The organism is Dactylosporangium maewongense, from assembly GCF_039531485.1.
Lineage (GTDB): Bacteria > Actinomycetota > Actinomycetes > Mycobacteriales > Micromonosporaceae > Dactylosporangium > Dactylosporangium maewongense.
Window position 1 is genome coordinate 1 of sequence record NZ_BAAAQD010000060.1, and the last position, 15,140, is coordinate 15,140.

15 protein-coding genes are annotated in these 15,140 nt (G+C 69.4%); all 15 read left to right on the forward strand.

What is annotated here, in order from left to right:
- A partial coding sequence (locus ABD332_RS58485) for a chemotaxis protein CheW (protein WP_344515590.1) occupies window positions 1-980 on the forward strand: 980 nt, incomplete at its 5' end.
- A gap of 2 nt (window positions 981-982) precedes the next feature.
- On the forward strand, window positions 983-1,438 hold the full coding sequence (locus ABD332_RS58490; protein ID WP_344515592.1) for a chemotaxis protein CheW: 456 nt from the start codon (window positions 983-985) through the stop codon (window positions 1,436-1,438).
- Between the two features lie 3 nt (window positions 1,439-1,441).
- The gene (locus tag ABD332_RS58495) at window positions 1,442-2,983 is read left to right on the forward strand and encodes a methyl-accepting chemotaxis protein (RefSeq protein ID WP_344515594.1); all 1,542 of its coding nucleotides are present in this window, start codon (window positions 1,442-1,444) and stop codon (window positions 2,981-2,983) included.
- A gap of 89 nt (window positions 2,984-3,072) precedes the next feature.
- Window positions 3,073-3,963, forward strand: a complete 891-nt coding sequence (locus ABD332_RS58500; RefSeq protein ID WP_344515596.1) for a hypothetical protein — start codon at window positions 3,073-3,075, stop codon at window positions 3,961-3,963.
- Between the two features lie 314 nt (window positions 3,964-4,277).
- The gene (locus tag ABD332_RS58505) at window positions 4,278-5,486 is read left to right on the forward strand and encodes a protein-glutamate methylesterase/protein-glutamine glutaminase (protein ID WP_344515598.1); all 1,209 of its coding nucleotides are present in this window, start codon (window positions 4,278-4,280) and stop codon (window positions 5,484-5,486) included.
- Window positions 5,483-6,340 carry a CheR family methyltransferase gene (locus ABD332_RS58510; RefSeq protein WP_344515600.1) on the forward strand — a complete coding sequence of 286 codons (858 nt, stop codon included), beginning with the start codon at window positions 5,483-5,485 and terminating at the stop codon, window positions 6,338-6,340. Before ABD332_RS58505 ends, ABD332_RS58510 begins: the two co-directional genes overlap by 4 nt.
- A gap of 6 nt (window positions 6,341-6,346) precedes the next feature.
- Window positions 6,347-6,748, forward strand: a complete 402-nt coding sequence (locus ABD332_RS58515) for a response regulator (protein ID WP_327008657.1) — start codon at window positions 6,347-6,349, stop codon at window positions 6,746-6,748.
- Entirely contained in the window at window positions 6,745-7,218 is a 474-nt protein-coding gene (locus ABD332_RS58520) for a chemotaxis protein CheX (RefSeq protein ID WP_344515604.1), read from the forward strand. Before ABD332_RS58515 ends, ABD332_RS58520 begins: the two co-directional genes overlap by 4 nt.
- Window positions 7,215-7,577, forward strand: coding sequence for a response regulator (locus ABD332_RS58525; protein WP_344515606.1), 363 nt, complete (start codon window positions 7,215-7,217; stop codon window positions 7,575-7,577). The genes ABD332_RS58520 and ABD332_RS58525 overlap by 4 nt, the downstream gene beginning before the upstream one ends.
- An 8-nt stretch (window positions 7,578-7,585) precedes the next feature.
- Window positions 7,586-8,068 (forward strand): hypothetical protein, encoded by a 483-nt coding sequence (locus tag ABD332_RS58530; RefSeq protein WP_344515608.1) that lies wholly within the window; start codon window positions 7,586-7,588, stop codon window positions 8,066-8,068.
- Between the two features lie 125 nt (window positions 8,069-8,193).
- Window positions 8,194-9,234 carry a LacI family DNA-binding transcriptional regulator gene (locus ABD332_RS58535; protein WP_344515610.1) on the forward strand — a complete coding sequence of 347 codons (1,041 nt, stop codon included), beginning with the start codon at window positions 8,194-8,196 and terminating at the stop codon, window positions 9,232-9,234.
- Between the two features lie 475 nt (window positions 9,235-9,709).
- Window positions 9,710-11,083 (forward strand): ABC transporter substrate-binding protein, encoded by a 1,374-nt coding sequence (locus ABD332_RS58540; RefSeq protein WP_344515612.1) that lies wholly within the window; start codon window positions 9,710-9,712, stop codon window positions 11,081-11,083.
- Between the two features lie 105 nt (window positions 11,084-11,188).
- Complete coding sequence (locus tag ABD332_RS58545) at window positions 11,189-12,139, forward strand: carbohydrate ABC transporter permease (protein ID WP_344515614.1); 951 nt, start codon at window positions 11,189-11,191, stop codon at window positions 12,137-12,139.
- A 115-nt stretch (window positions 12,140-12,254) separates the two neighbouring features.
- On the forward strand, window positions 12,255-13,262 hold the full coding sequence (locus tag ABD332_RS58550; protein WP_344515616.1) for a carbohydrate ABC transporter permease: 1,008 nt from the start codon (window positions 12,255-12,257) through the stop codon (window positions 13,260-13,262).
- Between the two features lie 81 nt (window positions 13,263-13,343).
- Window positions 13,344-14,936 (forward strand): glycoside hydrolase family 13 protein, encoded by a 1,593-nt coding sequence (locus ABD332_RS58555; RefSeq protein WP_344515618.1) that lies wholly within the window; start codon window positions 13,344-13,346, stop codon window positions 14,934-14,936.
- Window positions 14,937-15,140 lie beyond the last annotated feature (204 nt).

The following is a 15,140-nucleotide window of genomic DNA, read 5'->3' on the forward strand; positions in this document are numbered from 1 at the left end:
TTCCGCTGACCCTCGCCATCATTCAGGCGCTCACGATCGAGTGCGGCGAGGAACGGTACGTCATCCCGCAGGTCGCGGTGCACGAGCTGGTGTACCTCGACGGCCAGTCCGGCCGCGTCGTCGAGCACGCGATGGACGCCCCCGTCTACCGGTTGCGCGGCAAGCTCCTGCCGCTCGTCTACCTCGACGACACCCTCGGGCTGCACCGGGACGGCGACCACAACAAGGACGTCTACGTCGCGGTGCTGCAGGCGGAGGGCAAGCGGTTCGGGCTGGTGGTGGACCGGGTGCTCAACACCGAGGAGGTGGTGGTCAAGCCGCTCACGTCCCGGTTCAAGGACATCGGCACGTACGCGGGTGCCACCCTGCTCGGCGACGGCCGCGTCGCGCTCATCCTCGACGTGGCTTCCCTCGCCCGGCGGGCGCACCTCGCCGCCGGCGCGGAACGGACCGACAGCGACACCACCGTGCGCCGCGGCAGCGGCAACGGCGACCGGCTCCTCATCGCCGGTGTGGGTGACCGGCGGGTCGCGATCCCCCTCGACATGGTCACGCGCCTGGAGGAGTTCCCGGTGGAGCGGATCGAGCGGACCGGGAGCCGGGAGGTTGTGCAGTACCGCGACCAGATCCTTCCCGTGCTGCGGCTGTCGCACATGCTCGGCGCGTACGAGACGGAGTCCGGGCCGACCGTGCCGGTCGTCGTCTACACCGAGAACGGCCGGTCCGTCGCCCTGGCGGTGGAGAAGATCCTCGACATCGTCGAGGAAGGCCTCGACGACTCCCGCCGCGACTTCGGCGACGACGGCCTGCTCGGCTCCGCCGTCATCCAGCAACGCGTCACCGAGCTCCTCGACGTCCGCCGCGCCATCCTCGCCGCCGACCCGCTCTTCCACACGAAGATCGACACCTCGACCGACCCCTACGACCCGTACCAGTCGGACGCCAGTGCCGACTACACCTACCAGCACGCCGGAGCCTGACCATGGCCAGCCGCCAGTACGCCACCTTCGAGGTCGCCGACCAGCTCTTCGGGCTCGACGTCGCCAAGGTGCAGGAGGTCCTCTCCTTCGACCAGTACACCCCCGTGCCGCTCGCCCCGGAGTCGGTCGGCGGGCTGTTCAACCTCCGCGGTCAGGTGATCGCCGCGGTCGACCTGCGGGTGCAGCTCGGGCTGCCACCCCGCACGAAGAGCGCCGAGCCGGCGATGAACGTGATCGTGAAGACCGAGGAGGAGTCCGTCTCGCTCCTGGTCGACCGGATCGGCGAGGTCGTCACGCTGCAGGACGACACGTTCGAGCCGCCGCCGGACACGCTGCACGGCCCGAGCCGGCACCTCATCACCGGCGCGTTCAAGCTCGACGGCCGGCTGCTGCTCGCGCTGGACACCACGAAGGCCGTCAACACCAGCCAGCCCGGCTCCGGCAACCGCGAGGAATAGTCCATGAGCTGGTTCACCAACCGCGGGGTGCGGACGAAGGTGCTCAGCGCCATCGTCCTGGCCGGCCTCGCGATGATCGCGATGACCGTCGGCGGGCTCCAGGGGCTCAGCGACGCCAACGCGACCACCCGCAAGGTCACCGCCAAGAGCGCGCAGTTCGCCGCCCTGTCCGACATCCGCGACGGCATCACCGACACCCTCGCGGCGCTGTCACCCGACCAGCAGAAGGCCGCCGCGGCGAGCGTCACGGCGGCGATCGGCCGGTACAACGTGGGCGCCGCGGCCGACCGGGCCGCCGACGCCAACGCGGTCGCCGAGGCGATGAAGATCTACGCGACGGTGCGCGACACCGAGATGGTGCCCGCCGCCAACGCCGGCCGGCTGGACCTCTACGTGCAGATCGCCGCGGCCAAGGCCACCCCGCAGATCGTCAAGGCCCAGCAGCTGATCGACAAGCTGCAGGCGACCGAGATCGCCGAGGCCGACCAGTGGCGGGCGGCCGCGCAGGACAACTACGAGGCCAGCCGGATGATGATGATCGCCGCGGCCGTGCTCGGGCTGATCGCGGCGTTCGGCGTCGGCCTGTGGGTGACCTCGCTGGTCGTGCGGCCGCTGCGGCGGGTCGCCGACGTGCTCGGCGCCGTCGCCGCCGGCGACCTGAGCAACCGGGTCGAGGTCACCTCCACCGACGAGGTCGGCGTCATGGCCGAGGCGCTCAACAAGGCCACCGAGAGCATGCGCACGACCGTGCAGACGATGGACCACACCGCCTCGTCGCTCGCGTCGTCCGCCGGCGAGCTCACCGGGGTCAGCGCGCAGATCGCCAGCGGCACCGGCGAGGCCAGCGACCAGGCGAACCTCGTCGCCGCCGCGGCCGAGCAGGTGTCGCGCAACGTGCAGACCGTCGCCGCCGGCGCCGACGAGATGGGGCTGTCGATCCGCGAGATCGCGCAGAACGCCAGCGAGGCGGCGAAGGTCGCCTCGCAGGCCGTGATGGCGGCCGAGTCGACGAACCAGGCGGTCGCCCGGCTCGGCGAGTCCTCCACGGAGATCGGCAACGTCGTCAAGGTCATCACCTCGATCGCCGAGCAGACGAACCTGCTCGCGCTCAACGCGACCATCGAGGCGGCCCGGGCGGGGGAGGCCGGCAAGGGCTTCGCCGTCGTCGCCAACGAGGTCAAGGACCTGGCGCAGGAGACGGCCCGGGCGACCGAGGACATCTCCCGGCGGGTCGAGGCGATCCAGGCCGACACCACCGGCGCGGTCGCCGCGATCGGCGAGATCAGCCAGATCATCTCGCGGATCAACGACTACCAGCTCACGATCGCCTCGGCGGTCGAGGAGCAGACGGCCACGACCAACGAGATGAACCGCAGCGTCAGCGAGGCCGCCACCGGCTCCGTCGAGATCGCCACGAACGTCTCCACGGTCGCCGCCGCGACGCAGAACACATCACTCAACGTAGCGGAGGCGCAACGGGCGGCTTCTGATCTGTCCCGCATGTCGAGTGAGATGCGCGCGCTCGTCGCACGGTTCAAGATCTGACCGGGCCGGGCGGGGTACGCTCGCAGGACCCCGCCCGCGACCCTTTTGGCTGACAGACCGGGGTGCAGGTGCGTTGCAGACTAGTTGCCATGTACAGCCTGGTTAGCGCCCCCGTTCTCGGCTTCGACCTCTCCCGTCTGCAGGGCGGATCGGCCGCGGCCGATGTGCTGCTTCGCGGACTCTCGCTCACTCAGAGTGACCTTGACGCGGTCGCGTCGGCGCGTGCCGACGACGACTGGGACCGTGTCGACCTGTGGCGTGACGTCGACGCCGCCGCTCAGGAGCGCCGCGCGGTGAACGCCGACGCCGGTGCGCTCACTGTCGTCGAGCGCGCCCCGCTCGGCACCCTCGACGGGCTGCTGCACTGCCTGCGGTACGACATCCTCGACTGGACCTGGGGCAACCGTCCCCCGCAGGCGACGATGCCGACCCCGCAGGTGCGCGCCCCGCGGCAGCGGCAGAGCGAGGTCGCGAGCAAGGCCACCGGCGTGCTGTCCGACGCCGCCGCGGCCGCCTACCTGCGGGAGCTGCTGACCGACGAGTCGCGGCGCCGGCTGAGCGCCCCGTACGCCGCCGCGCTGCGCGCGCTGCCCGAGCCGGAGCACGACCTCGGCCCGCAGGGCGACGAGCTGCGCCAGCTGCTGACCCGCGTCGGCTCGCTGTCGGCCACGGAGATCCGTCAGCTCAACAAGGTCACCGACACCTCGCGCCCCGGCCTGACCGACTGGGCGCCGGCCGTGCACTCCGCGTCGTGGGCCGTCTTCCTCTCCGGCCGGGTCCGCGCCGGCGCGGCCGCGCAGCTGCTGCTCGTGCAGGCCCTGGACCGCTCCGGCGTGCCGGTCAGCGACCGGGCCGGCGGGGTGTGGAACCTGCTCAGCGGCGCCGTCCAGGCGCTCATGGTCCGCGACCTGCTGGACTCCACCACGGCGCGCCGCCTGCTCGACCCGTACTTCACCGCGATGGGCCCGCTGTCCGTCTGAAACGCGCGGGCCGCGACGGCGCGGTCGCTGACGCCCTCTGCCCGGTTTGCTCCGGGGTCTCGACGGCGCGGTTCCTGTTGACCGGGCTTCTCCGGCTCAAACATCGCCCCTGTCCGGTTTGCTCCGGGGTCTCGACGGCGCGGTTCCTGTTGACCGGGCTTCTCCGGCTCAAACATCGCCCCTGTCCGGTTTGCTCCGGGCAGGGGCGGTTCTTTTGGAATTTCCCTCATCGTCCCCAGAGCACCGCCGATTAGCCCGCTGGAACGTGACGGGCCTCGCTTTTTCTGAGGCCCCCGGTGCTGGAGGCAGGGCGCGTGATCTCGGTTCTGGTGGTGGACGACTCGGTCGTCGTCCGGCGTCTGATCACCGACGCGCTCAGCGACGACCCGGAGATCCGCGTGGTCGGCACCGCCCCCAACGGCAAGGTGGCGCTGACCAAGATCGAGCAGCTCCGCCCCGACCTGGTGACGCTGGACATCGAGATGCCGATCATGGACGGTCTCGAGACGCTGCGCGCGATCCGCGCCCTGTACGCCCGGCTCCCGGTCATCATGTTCAGCACGCTGACGGCGGCGGGCGCGACGGCGACCCTGGACGCGCTGTCCGCGGGCGCCAGCGACTACGTGACCAAGCCGGCCAACGTCGGCAGCGTCGCGGAGAGCATCCGGTCGGTCCGTGAGCAGATCATCCCGCGGATCCACGCCCTGTGCGGCGGCCGGCGCTCCACGCTCGCCCCGGCGCGGCCACCGATCGGCACCGGACCCAACATCGGGCCAAAAACGCGCGTCTTCGGCGCCGGCACCGCGGTCGCGCCGCCGCTCGCCCGCCCCGGCGGCAACGCCCTGCCCACCGCGACCCGCCCGCCGGCGACCGCGCCGCCCACCTCCGCGCCGGTCCGCACCGCGCCGCGGTCGGACCGGGTCGAGGTCGTCACGATCGGCTGCTCCACCGGCGGGCCCGACGCGCTGACGACCGTCGTGCGGGCGCTGCCGGCGAACCTGCCGGTGCCGGTGGTCGTGGTGCAGCACATGCCGCCGGTGTTCACCAAGATGTTCGCCGACCGGCTCGACCGCACCGCCGCGCTGACGGTCGTGGAGGCGACCGGCGACATGGCCGTCCGGCCCGGCACGGTCTACATCGCTCCTGGCGACTTCCACCTGGAGGTGCACCGCCGCGGCACCGAGGTGATCACCAAGCTCAACACCGGCCCGCCGGAGAATTTCTGCAGGCCGGCCGTGGACGTGCTGTTCCGCTCGGTGGCGAAGACGTACGGCGGCGCGACCCTCGCGATCATCCTCACCGGGATGGGACAGGACGGGAAGCGGGGCGCCGAGCAGCTACGGACGGCCGGCGCGGAGATCGTCGTGCAGGACGAGGCGACCTCGGTCGTCTGGGGCATGCCCGGCGCGGTGGCGACGGCGGGGCTCGCGCACACCGTCCTGCCGCTGGGCGAGATCGCCCACCATCTCATCAGCCGTACGGCCGGAGGCCGGGGTGCGAAATCCATGGAGGTGACCCGATGACATTGACTGCCCAGGAGTTCGCCTTCATCAGCGGCCTCGTTCGGCGCGACGCGGCAATCGTGCTCGAGGCGGGCAAGGAGTACCTGGTGGAGGCCCGCCTGCTGCCGCTGGCCAGGCAGTCCGGCCTGCCGAGCGTGTCGGAGTTCGTCGCCCGCGCCCAGCAGCGGCCCGAGCCCGAGGTTCACCGCAAGATCGTCGATGCGCTCACCACCAACGAGACGTCGTTCTTCCGCGACGGCGAGCCCTTCAAGCAGCTCGTCGACACCGTGCTGCCGGATCTGCTGGTACGCCGGGCCTCCACCCGCTCGATCAAGGTCTGGTCGGCGGCGAGCTCCAGCGGCCAGGAGCCGTACACGATCGCGATGGTGCTCCAGGACAACCTGCCGCCCGGCTGGTCCTTCGACATCATCGGCACCGACATCTCCACCGAGATGCTGACCCGCGCCGAGGCCGGCCAGTACTCCCAGCTGGAGGTCAACCGGGGACTGCCGGCGCCGCTGCTGGTGAAGCACTTCGAGCGCAACGGCGCGCACTGGCAGGTCGCGCAGTCGTTGCGCAAGAACGTGTCGTTCCGCCGGCTCAACCTGGCCGCGCCGTTTCCCTCCATGGGCCCGTTCGACATCGTGTTCATCCGCAACGTGCTGATCTATTTCGATGTCCAGACGAAGCGGACCGTCCTGCAGCGGGTCGCGGGCACGCTGCGACCCGACGGCTGGCTCTTTCTCGGCTCGGCCGAGACCACGATCGGCATCGACGACAGATTCGAACGGGTGGTCGCCGGCCGGACGTCCGCCTACAAGCTGCGGACCGCACCGAAGACCGCCGCTTCCGTGAGCGCAGTAGGAAAGGGGTGACGCCAGATGCTCACCATGGTGATCGACGATTCGCGCGCGATGCGCCTCATCTTGAAGCGGATCGTGGCACAGCTCGGCTTCGATGTGGTCGAGGCGGGCAACGGCCAAGAGGCGATGGACTACCTCACGGCCAACGTTCTCGACGGTGACGGCGAGATCCCCGGCTTGGCGCTGGTCGACTGGAACATGCCCGAGATGAACGGGCTGGAGTTCGTGACCGCGGTCCGCGCCGAACCCCGCCTGCGCGGGATGACGTTGATGATGGTCACGACGGAGAGCGAACAGAGCCAGATCGTGCGGGCCCTCGCATCGGGCGCGCACGAGTACGTGATCAAGCCGTTCACACCGGACGCGATCATCGACAAGCTGGCGCTGCTCGGCCTCGTCCCGAACGGAGTCGCAGCATGACGAACCCAACCGAGGATGACCTGAAGGTCATCGCCGAACAGGTCTGGTCCTCCTATCTCGACCTGGACGGCGCCAGCCCGCTCGTGCCGCTCCCCGCCGACAAGCATCAGGCCGACGTCACGGCCTCGGTGTCCGTCACGGGCGCCTGGCGGGGCCACGTCCTGGTCAGCTGCTCCGACGCGGCGTCCAGGAACGTCGCGGCGGCGCTGCTGGGCATCGACTTCGACGACGTGGCCGAGGAGGACGTCGCGGACGCCCTCGGCGAGCTGGCGAACATCATCGGCGGCAACGTGAAGAGCCTCCTGCCGGAGCCCAGCGCGCTGTCGCTGCCGCACGTGCACGTCGAGGGGACGCAGGGCCGCTACCCGCACGTGACCGAGGTGTGTCACCTCGAAGGTACCTGGATGGACGAGTCGGTCACCGTGACCGTTCTGGAAAGCACCACCGATCTCGCTGGAGCAATGGCATGAAGATTCTGATCGCCGACGACAGCCGGGTCATGCGGCAGATCGTGACGCGGACCCTCCGGCAGGCCGGCTATGAGGGCCACGACCTGGTCGAGGCGTGCGACGGGCAGGAGGCCTTCGACAAGGCCGTGTCGGAGAAACCGGACCTGGTGCTGTCGGACTGGAACATGCCGCACCTGACCGGTGTCGAGGTGCTGCGGATGCTGCGGGCCAACGGCGACCAGGTGCCGTTCGGCTTCGTCACCTCGGAGGGCACGCCCGAGATGCGGCAGGCGGCCGAGGACGCGGGGGCACTGTTTCTGGTCACCAAGCCGTTCACAGCGGACACATTCAAGGACGCACTCGACCCAATTTTGGGATGATTTGAGCTATGTCGCATGTTCTGCCCGTTCCCAAGGCTGTCAAGGATCTCTTTGACGATCTTCTCGGCCGGCCGGTCCAGGTCAACCCGGCCGAGCCCCTCCGAGCCGCCGACGTTCCCAAGACCCTGGTCGCCCTGTACACCGACGAACGCTCGCAGCTGCTCGCCGTGATCGGGATGGACTTCGGGCTCACCGCCTACACGGGCGCCGCGATCGGCCTGATCCCCCCTGGTGGGGCCGAGGCCTGCATCGAGGACAACGAGATCTCCAAGATGATCGGCGAGAACGCCATCGAGGTGTGCAACATCCTCGCCGGTCTGCTCAACCGCGAGGGTGTGCCGCGCCTGAAGCTGTACCAGACGTTCCTGCCGGGCGAGAAGGCGCCGACCGACGCGGTGAACTGGCTGCTGGCGCTGGGGCGGCGGCTCGATCTGATCGTCGACGTCTCCGGATACGGCGCCGGGAAGATCTCCATCGCGCTCGCCGGCTGATCGCTGCCGCGGCTGCGGCCTTTGTACCGGTTTTCCGATGGCCGCAGCCGCATGATCGGTGTTCCCGAGGTTGGGTGGGCGACATCGTGCAAAAAATTGCGTAGTCATGCACTACGCTTGCGGGCATGACTCGACGACTCGCTGAGGTGGCGAAGTACGCCGGCGTGAGCGAGGCGACCGTGAGTCGGGTGCTCAACGGCAAGCCCGGCATCTCCGACGCTACCCGCACCGCTGTGCTCACCGCGCTCGACGTCCTGGGCTATGAACGCCCGACGAAACTGCGCGGCGAGCGCGCCCGCCTCGTTGGGCTGGTGCTGCCCGAACTGCAGAACCCGATCTTCCCGGCGTTCGCCGAGGTGGTCGCCGGCGCGCTGTCCAAGCGCGGCTTCACGCCGGTGCTGTGCACCCGGACCGCGGACGGCGTCTCGGAGGCCGACTACGTCGAGATGCTGCTGGACCAGCACGTGTCCGGCATCATCTTCTGCGGCGGGCTCTACCATCAGGCCGCCGCGGAGCACGAGCACTATCACCGGCTGCACGAGCGCGGCCTGCCCGCCGTGCTGGTCAATGCCGCGATCGACGACCTGGGCTTCCCACGCGTGTCGGTCGACGACGGGCACGCCGTGGACCAGGCGTTCAACCACCTGGTGTCGCTCGGGCACAAGCGGATCGGGCTGATCCTCGGCCCCGCCGACCACGCCCCGTCCAACCGCAAGCTGACCGCCTTCGAGGCGGCCGCGCAGTACAGCGACACGGTCAACGCCGAGGACGTCGAGCGGGTCATCTTCTCCATGGAGGGTGGCCGGGCCGGCGCCACGCGCCTCATCAAGCACGGCGTCACCGGCATCATCTGCGCCAGCGACGTGCAGGCGCTGGGCGCGATCCGGGCGGCCCGCCGGCTGGGCCGTGAGGTCCCCGACGACATCTCCGTGGTCGGCTTCGACGACTCCCTGTTCATGAACTGCACCGACCCGCCGCTGACCACCGTCCGTCAGCCCATCCAGGCGATGGGGCAGGCCGCCGTCACCCTCCTGGTGAGCCAGGTGGCCGGCACGCTGGTGCCGACCGAGGAGATGCTCTTCGAGCCGGAGCTGGTCGTGCGGGGCTCCACCGGCGCGCTCAAGGTGCCCGCGCCCAAGGCGACGAAGGCGGTCTCGGCCGCGTAGTTCCTCCCGGTTTCAGCGCAGCGCCACGACTCCTGCACGGAGTCGTGGCGCTCTTTCGTTGTGTCCGCAAGAAGGTGTCCGCTGCGCACCGCGATCCTGCGACCGCGTGCGGTCAACGACCTCTGGCCCTCGCTGCGCGCTTTCGGCCGCTTTCGTGCAAGTCCCCGGACCGTGGGAGCGGGTCCATGCAAGCGACTGCCAATGGATCATTAAAATTTTGCAACGGCCCATGGACTTCTTGTGGCGAGTGAGCCTAATCTCTTGCCTACGCCAGGCGGAAACGCCGGCGCGATGAGACGGAAACCGAACAGCAACGCACCTGACGAACGAGTGCATACCGGCAGCCGACCCCATGCTGCGCATCCGTGCGGAGCGGTCCAGGTAGGACGCCCCGGCCCCGCCCCGCACAGCCCCGAACGATCGGCCCAGTCAGTGCAGGGCCGGAACTTCTCCACACCCCAAACAAGGAGCGACGATGAAGTACTCACGTACCACGATGGCGCTGGCCGTCGCGGGTGCGCTGGCGCTCACCAGCACGCTTACCGCGTGCGGCGACGACAAGAAGGAAAGCGCCGACACCAACGCCGCCGTCACGCTCAACGTCGTGGGTCTGCTCCCCGGCGCGAAGCCCGAGGCGCAGCAGGCGCTCGCGGCCGAGGTGGCGGACTTCCAGAAGGAAAACCCGAACATCACGGTCAAGACCAAGGACTACGAGTGGAAGGCCACCACGTTCGCGGCCGACCTCGCGGGTGGCACGCTGCCGACGGTGTTCGAGATCCCCTTCACCGACGCGAAGACGCTGATCGCCAACGGCCAGATCGCCGACATGCAGTCGTCGCTCAGCAGCCTTTCCTACGCCGCGAACTTCAACAAGAACCTGCTGCAGTACGGCCAGGGCCCGGACGGCCACACCTACGCCATCCCGGCGAAGAGCGTCTACGCGGTCGGCCTGCACTACAACCGTGACCTGTTCACCTCCGCCGGTCTCGACCCCAACAAGCCGCCGACGACCTGGGACGAGGTCCGCACCGCCGCCAAGGCGATCGCGACCAAGAACCCCGGCGTGGCCGGCTTCGCCCAGATGGCGAAGGACGCGACCGGTGGCTGGCAGCTGACGGTCGACACGTACGCCCGCGGCGGTCGCCTCGAGGACGGCAAGAAGGCCACGCTCACCAACGACGCCACCAAGGCCTCGCTGCAGTTCCTGAAGGACCTGCGCTGGACCGACAACGCCATGGGCGCCAACTTCGACTACGACTGGACCGGCATCAACCAGGCGTTCGCCGCCGGCAAGGTCGGCATGTACACCTCGGGTCAGGACGTCTACACGAGCCTGGTCCAGACGAACAACATCAACCCGAAGCAGTACGGCCTCACGATGATCCCGCTCACCGGCGGCGACGCGGGCGTGCTCGGCGGCGGCACCATGGCGGCCGTGTCCAACAAGGCCACCGCCAACGAGAAGGCCGCGGCGGTCAAGTGGATCGACTACCACTACCTGCGCAAGTACACCAACCAGGACGCCGCGAAGAAGAACGCCGAGATCCAGGTTGCGAGCAAGCAGCCGGTCGGTACCCCTGAGCTGCCCATCTTCTCGCAGCAGCAGTACCAGACCTACCAGGACTGGATCAAGTCGTACGTCAACGTGCCGCTGGACCAGATGACCGGCTTCACCACCAAGGTCTTCGACGCCAAGCTCGTCAACGAGCCGGCCATCGCCACGCAGGACGTCTACAAGGCGCTCGACTCGGTCGTCCAGGCCGTCCTCACCAACAAGGACGCCAACATCGACCAGCTCCTCACCGACGCCAACACGAAGGCGCAGCGCGCCATCGACGCCGCCGGCTGATCCTCGCTCCACTGACAGACAAACCCGCAAGGTGTGGGCCGTGGGAACACCGCGGCCCACACCGGGGGCTCTGCCCCCGAAACCAGGACGAGGAGTGATGTGGTCGTGAGTGCACCCGGCGCTCTGCGGCAGACCGGTGAGGTGACCCGGCAGGTCCGCCGGCGCAGCCCGGTCACCTGGGTCCAGCGGGGTGGGCTGAGCTCGGTCCTGTTCGCGCTGCCGCTGCTGATCGTCTTCGGCATCTTCTCGTGGTGGCCGATCCTCCGGTCGATCGTCATGAGCTTCCAGAAGACGAACCTCGTCGGCGACCCGACGTGGGTCGGCTGGAAGAACTTCGAGTTCGTGCTCACCGATCCGGACCTGCCCACGGCGATTCTCAACACGCTGTACTTCGCGCTTCTCGCCCTGATCTTCGGCTACCCGATCCCGCTCGTGGCCGCGGTGCTGATGAGCTCGGTCCGCAAGCGCAAGGGCGTGTTCTCGGTGCTCGCCTACCTTCCCGTCGTGGTGCCGCCGGTCGTCGCGGTGCTGCTGTGGAAGTTCTTCTACGACGGCTCCCAGGACGGTGTGTTCAACACGATCCTCGGGTACGTCGGGCTCGGCCCGTATTCCTGGCTGTCCGACACGACGCTCGTCATGCCGTCGCTCGTGCTCGAAGCGACCTGGGCCGCCGCCGGCGGGACCGTGATCATCTACCTGGCCGCGCTGCTGAGCGTCCCGGACGAGCTGTACGACGCCGCCGAGGTCGACGGGGCCGGCATCTGGCGCAAGGTGTGGCACGTGAGCATGCCGCAGCTGCGCGGCGTCCTGCTCATCACGTTCATCCTGCAGATCATCGGTACGGTTCAGGTGTTCCTGGAGCCCTACCTGTTCACCGGCGGCGGCCCGGCCAACGCCACCATCACGATCCTGCTCATGATCTACGACTACGCGTTCGGCCGGTCCCTGGGTGGGAACTACGGCGCCGCGACCGCACTGTCCGTCCTGCTCGCCACGTTCCTGGCGATCCTGTCGCTGGTGTACTTCAAGCTCACGTCCGGCTGGAGCAAGTCATGACCGGTCAGCGAAGCGGCTCGGGCCGGTCATCGGTGGCGCAGTGTTTGGTCATGCGCCCGGAACGAAGTGAGGACGCATGACCGGCCAGCACAGCTCCGAGGGGAAGAGGACCACCATGACCGTCACCGATCCCTCCAGGCACCGGGCGGACGCGGGCGGGTCGATCCAGACGCCCGTCGCCGCGGGGCCGGGCGGTGCCGTCCTCGGCGGGCGGCCGGCGCGCAAGCCCAAGAAGACGCAGCCGGAAGGCACCCGCGGCTACGTCTCGGCGAAGGACTGGCAGAACCCGCGCATCCGCGGCACCATGACGCTCCTGCACGGGCTCCTGATGGCCCTGCTCCTCCTGGTCGGCGTCGGGCCGATGCTGCTGCTGGCGAAGTTCGCCATCACACCCACGCAGGACATCATCCGCACGCCGCTGGCCATCTTCCCGAACGGCGTCCGGCTGGAGAACATCTCCGAGGCGTGGAACGACGTCCAGATCAGCCACTACTTCCTCAACACGATCTGGCTCGCGGCCGGCTCGTGGTTCGTCCAGATGCTCGTCGCGACCACCGGCGGCTACGTGCTGTCCGTCCTGCGGCCCGCCTGGGGCAAGATCGTCAACGGCCTGGTGATCGCCACACTGTTCGTGCCGAGCGTCGTGCTCCTCGTGCCGCTGTACCTCACGATCCTCAACCCGCCAGTGGTCGGCACCTCGCTCATCAACAACTTCCTCGCCGTGTGGTTGCCGTCCGGCGCGAGCGCCTTCAACGTCGTGCTCATGACCCGGTTCTTCGACGGCCTGCCCCGCGAGGTGTTCGAGGCCGCCAGGGTCGACGGCGCCAGCTCGTTCCGGCTGTTCTGGTCGGTCGTCCTGCCGATGTCCAAGCCCATCCTCGGCGTGGTGTCGGTGTTCGCGACGATCGCCAGCTGGAAGGACTTCCTCTGGCCGATGCTCGTGCTCAAGGACCCGTCCAAGCAGCCGCTGTCGGTGCGCCTGCCCGCCATCGCGTCGCAGACCGACCTCGGCGTGTTCCTCGCGGCGCTCGCGATCTCGACGCTCATCCCGGTCGTGTTCTTCATCGCCTTCCAGCGACTGTTCCTCTCGGGCGCCGGACTGGGAGGGGCCGTGAAGGGCTAGCCCTTCGTCAGATCCACCTTGTCGTGTACAGGCAACACCTTCGGGCATAGGCAACACCGAGTGTGAGAAAGCAGGTTCCACGTGGCCGACCAACACCACCAGGCTTGGTGGCGCAGCGCCGCTATCTACCAGGTCTACTTGCGTAGTTTCGCCGACGGCAACGGCGACGGCGTCGGCGACCTGGCGGGCCTGCGATCCAGACTGCCGTACCTGGCGGGCCTCGGGGTCGACGCGATCTGGATCGTGCCGTGGTACCCGTCCCCGCTCGCCGACGGCGGCTACGACGTCGCCGACTTCCGCGCCATCGACCCGATCTTCGGCACCCTCGCGGAGGCCGAGAAGCTGATCGAGGAGGCGCACGCCGCGGGCATCCGGGTCATCTGCGACATCGTGCCCAACCACTGCTCCGACGCTCACGCCTGGTTCCAGAAGGCCCTCGCGTCCTCGCCCGGTTCGCCCGAGCGTGACCTCTTCTGGTTCCGCAAGGGGCGCGGCCCGGAAGGCGAGCAGCCGCCGACCGACCTGCAGTCCATCTTCGGCGGCCCCGCCTGGACCCGCGTCCCCGACGGCGAGTGGTACCTGCACCTCTTCGCCTCCGAGCAGCCCGACTTCAACTGGGACCACCCGGCGGTCCGGGACGAGTTCGAGGACATCGTCCGCTTCTGGCTCGACCGGGGCATCGACGGCATCCGCATCGACTCGGCCGCCGTCCTCATCAAGGACCCCCTCGTCAGCGACAAGTACGAGGACAACGAGGGCATCCACGACGTCTACCAGGCGTGGCGGCGCATCTCCGACACCTACACGCCGCCGCGCGCCCTCATCGGCGAGGTGTGGCTGCCCGACCACGAGGCCTTCGCCCGCTACCTGGCCCCCAACGAGCTGCACACCGCCTTCAACTTCGCGTTCCTCAACGCGCCGTGGGAGGCCGACAAGCTCCGCTACGAGATCGACATGACCCTCGAGGTGCACGCGCCGGTCTCCGCCCCGGCCACCTGGGTCCTGTCCAACCACGACGTCACCCGCGAGGTCACGCGCTTCGGCCGCGAGTCGACCAACTTCTCCTTCGCCGAGAAGCGCTACAACGTGCCCTCCGACCTCGCGCTGGGCAGCCGCCGCGCCCGCGCCGCCGCGCTGCTCATCATGTCGCTGCCCGGCGCGGTCTACCTGTACCAGGGCGAGGAGCTGGGCCTGGAGGAGGTCGAGGACCTCGACGACGCCCTCCGCGAGGACCCGATGTACCACCGCTCCGGCGGCACCAACCCCGGCCGCGACGGCTGCCGGGTGCCGCTGCCCTGGTCCGGTGACTCGGCCCCCTTCGGCTTCAGCCCCGCCGACGCCGCCGGCCAGCCGTGGCTGCCGCAGCCGGCCGCCTGGGCGTCGAAGACCGTCGCCGCGCAGGAGGGCGTCGAGGGGTCGTTCCTCGAGCTGTACCGCGAGGCCCTGCGCATCCGGCGCGCCGAGCCCTCCCTCGGCGACGGCCCCATGCGGTGGCTCGACTCCGCGCCCGACGTCCTCGCCTTCGCCCGCGACGACACCTTCGCCAACGTCACCAACCTCGGCACGGCGCCGGCCCAGCTGCCGCCGCACCGCGAGGTGCTCGTCAGCAGCGTGCCGCTCAACGCCGACGGCACACTCCCCGTGGACGCCTCAGCCTGGCTGCGGCTGTCCTGACCCACGCAGCACCCGCAGACGCCGTCTGGAACCTGGCGCTGGGCCCGGCCGCCACCGAGCCCAGCGCCAGCCGGACCCGACGGCCCACATGCCCCGGGCGGTCGCACAAGTTGGCGGGTGCGACCGCCCGGCCGTAATTCCCCCCGCTGTGCTTCCGCCCCACCGCTGCCGCGGCAGGTCCCGGCGCGGATTCTCACCCGACCG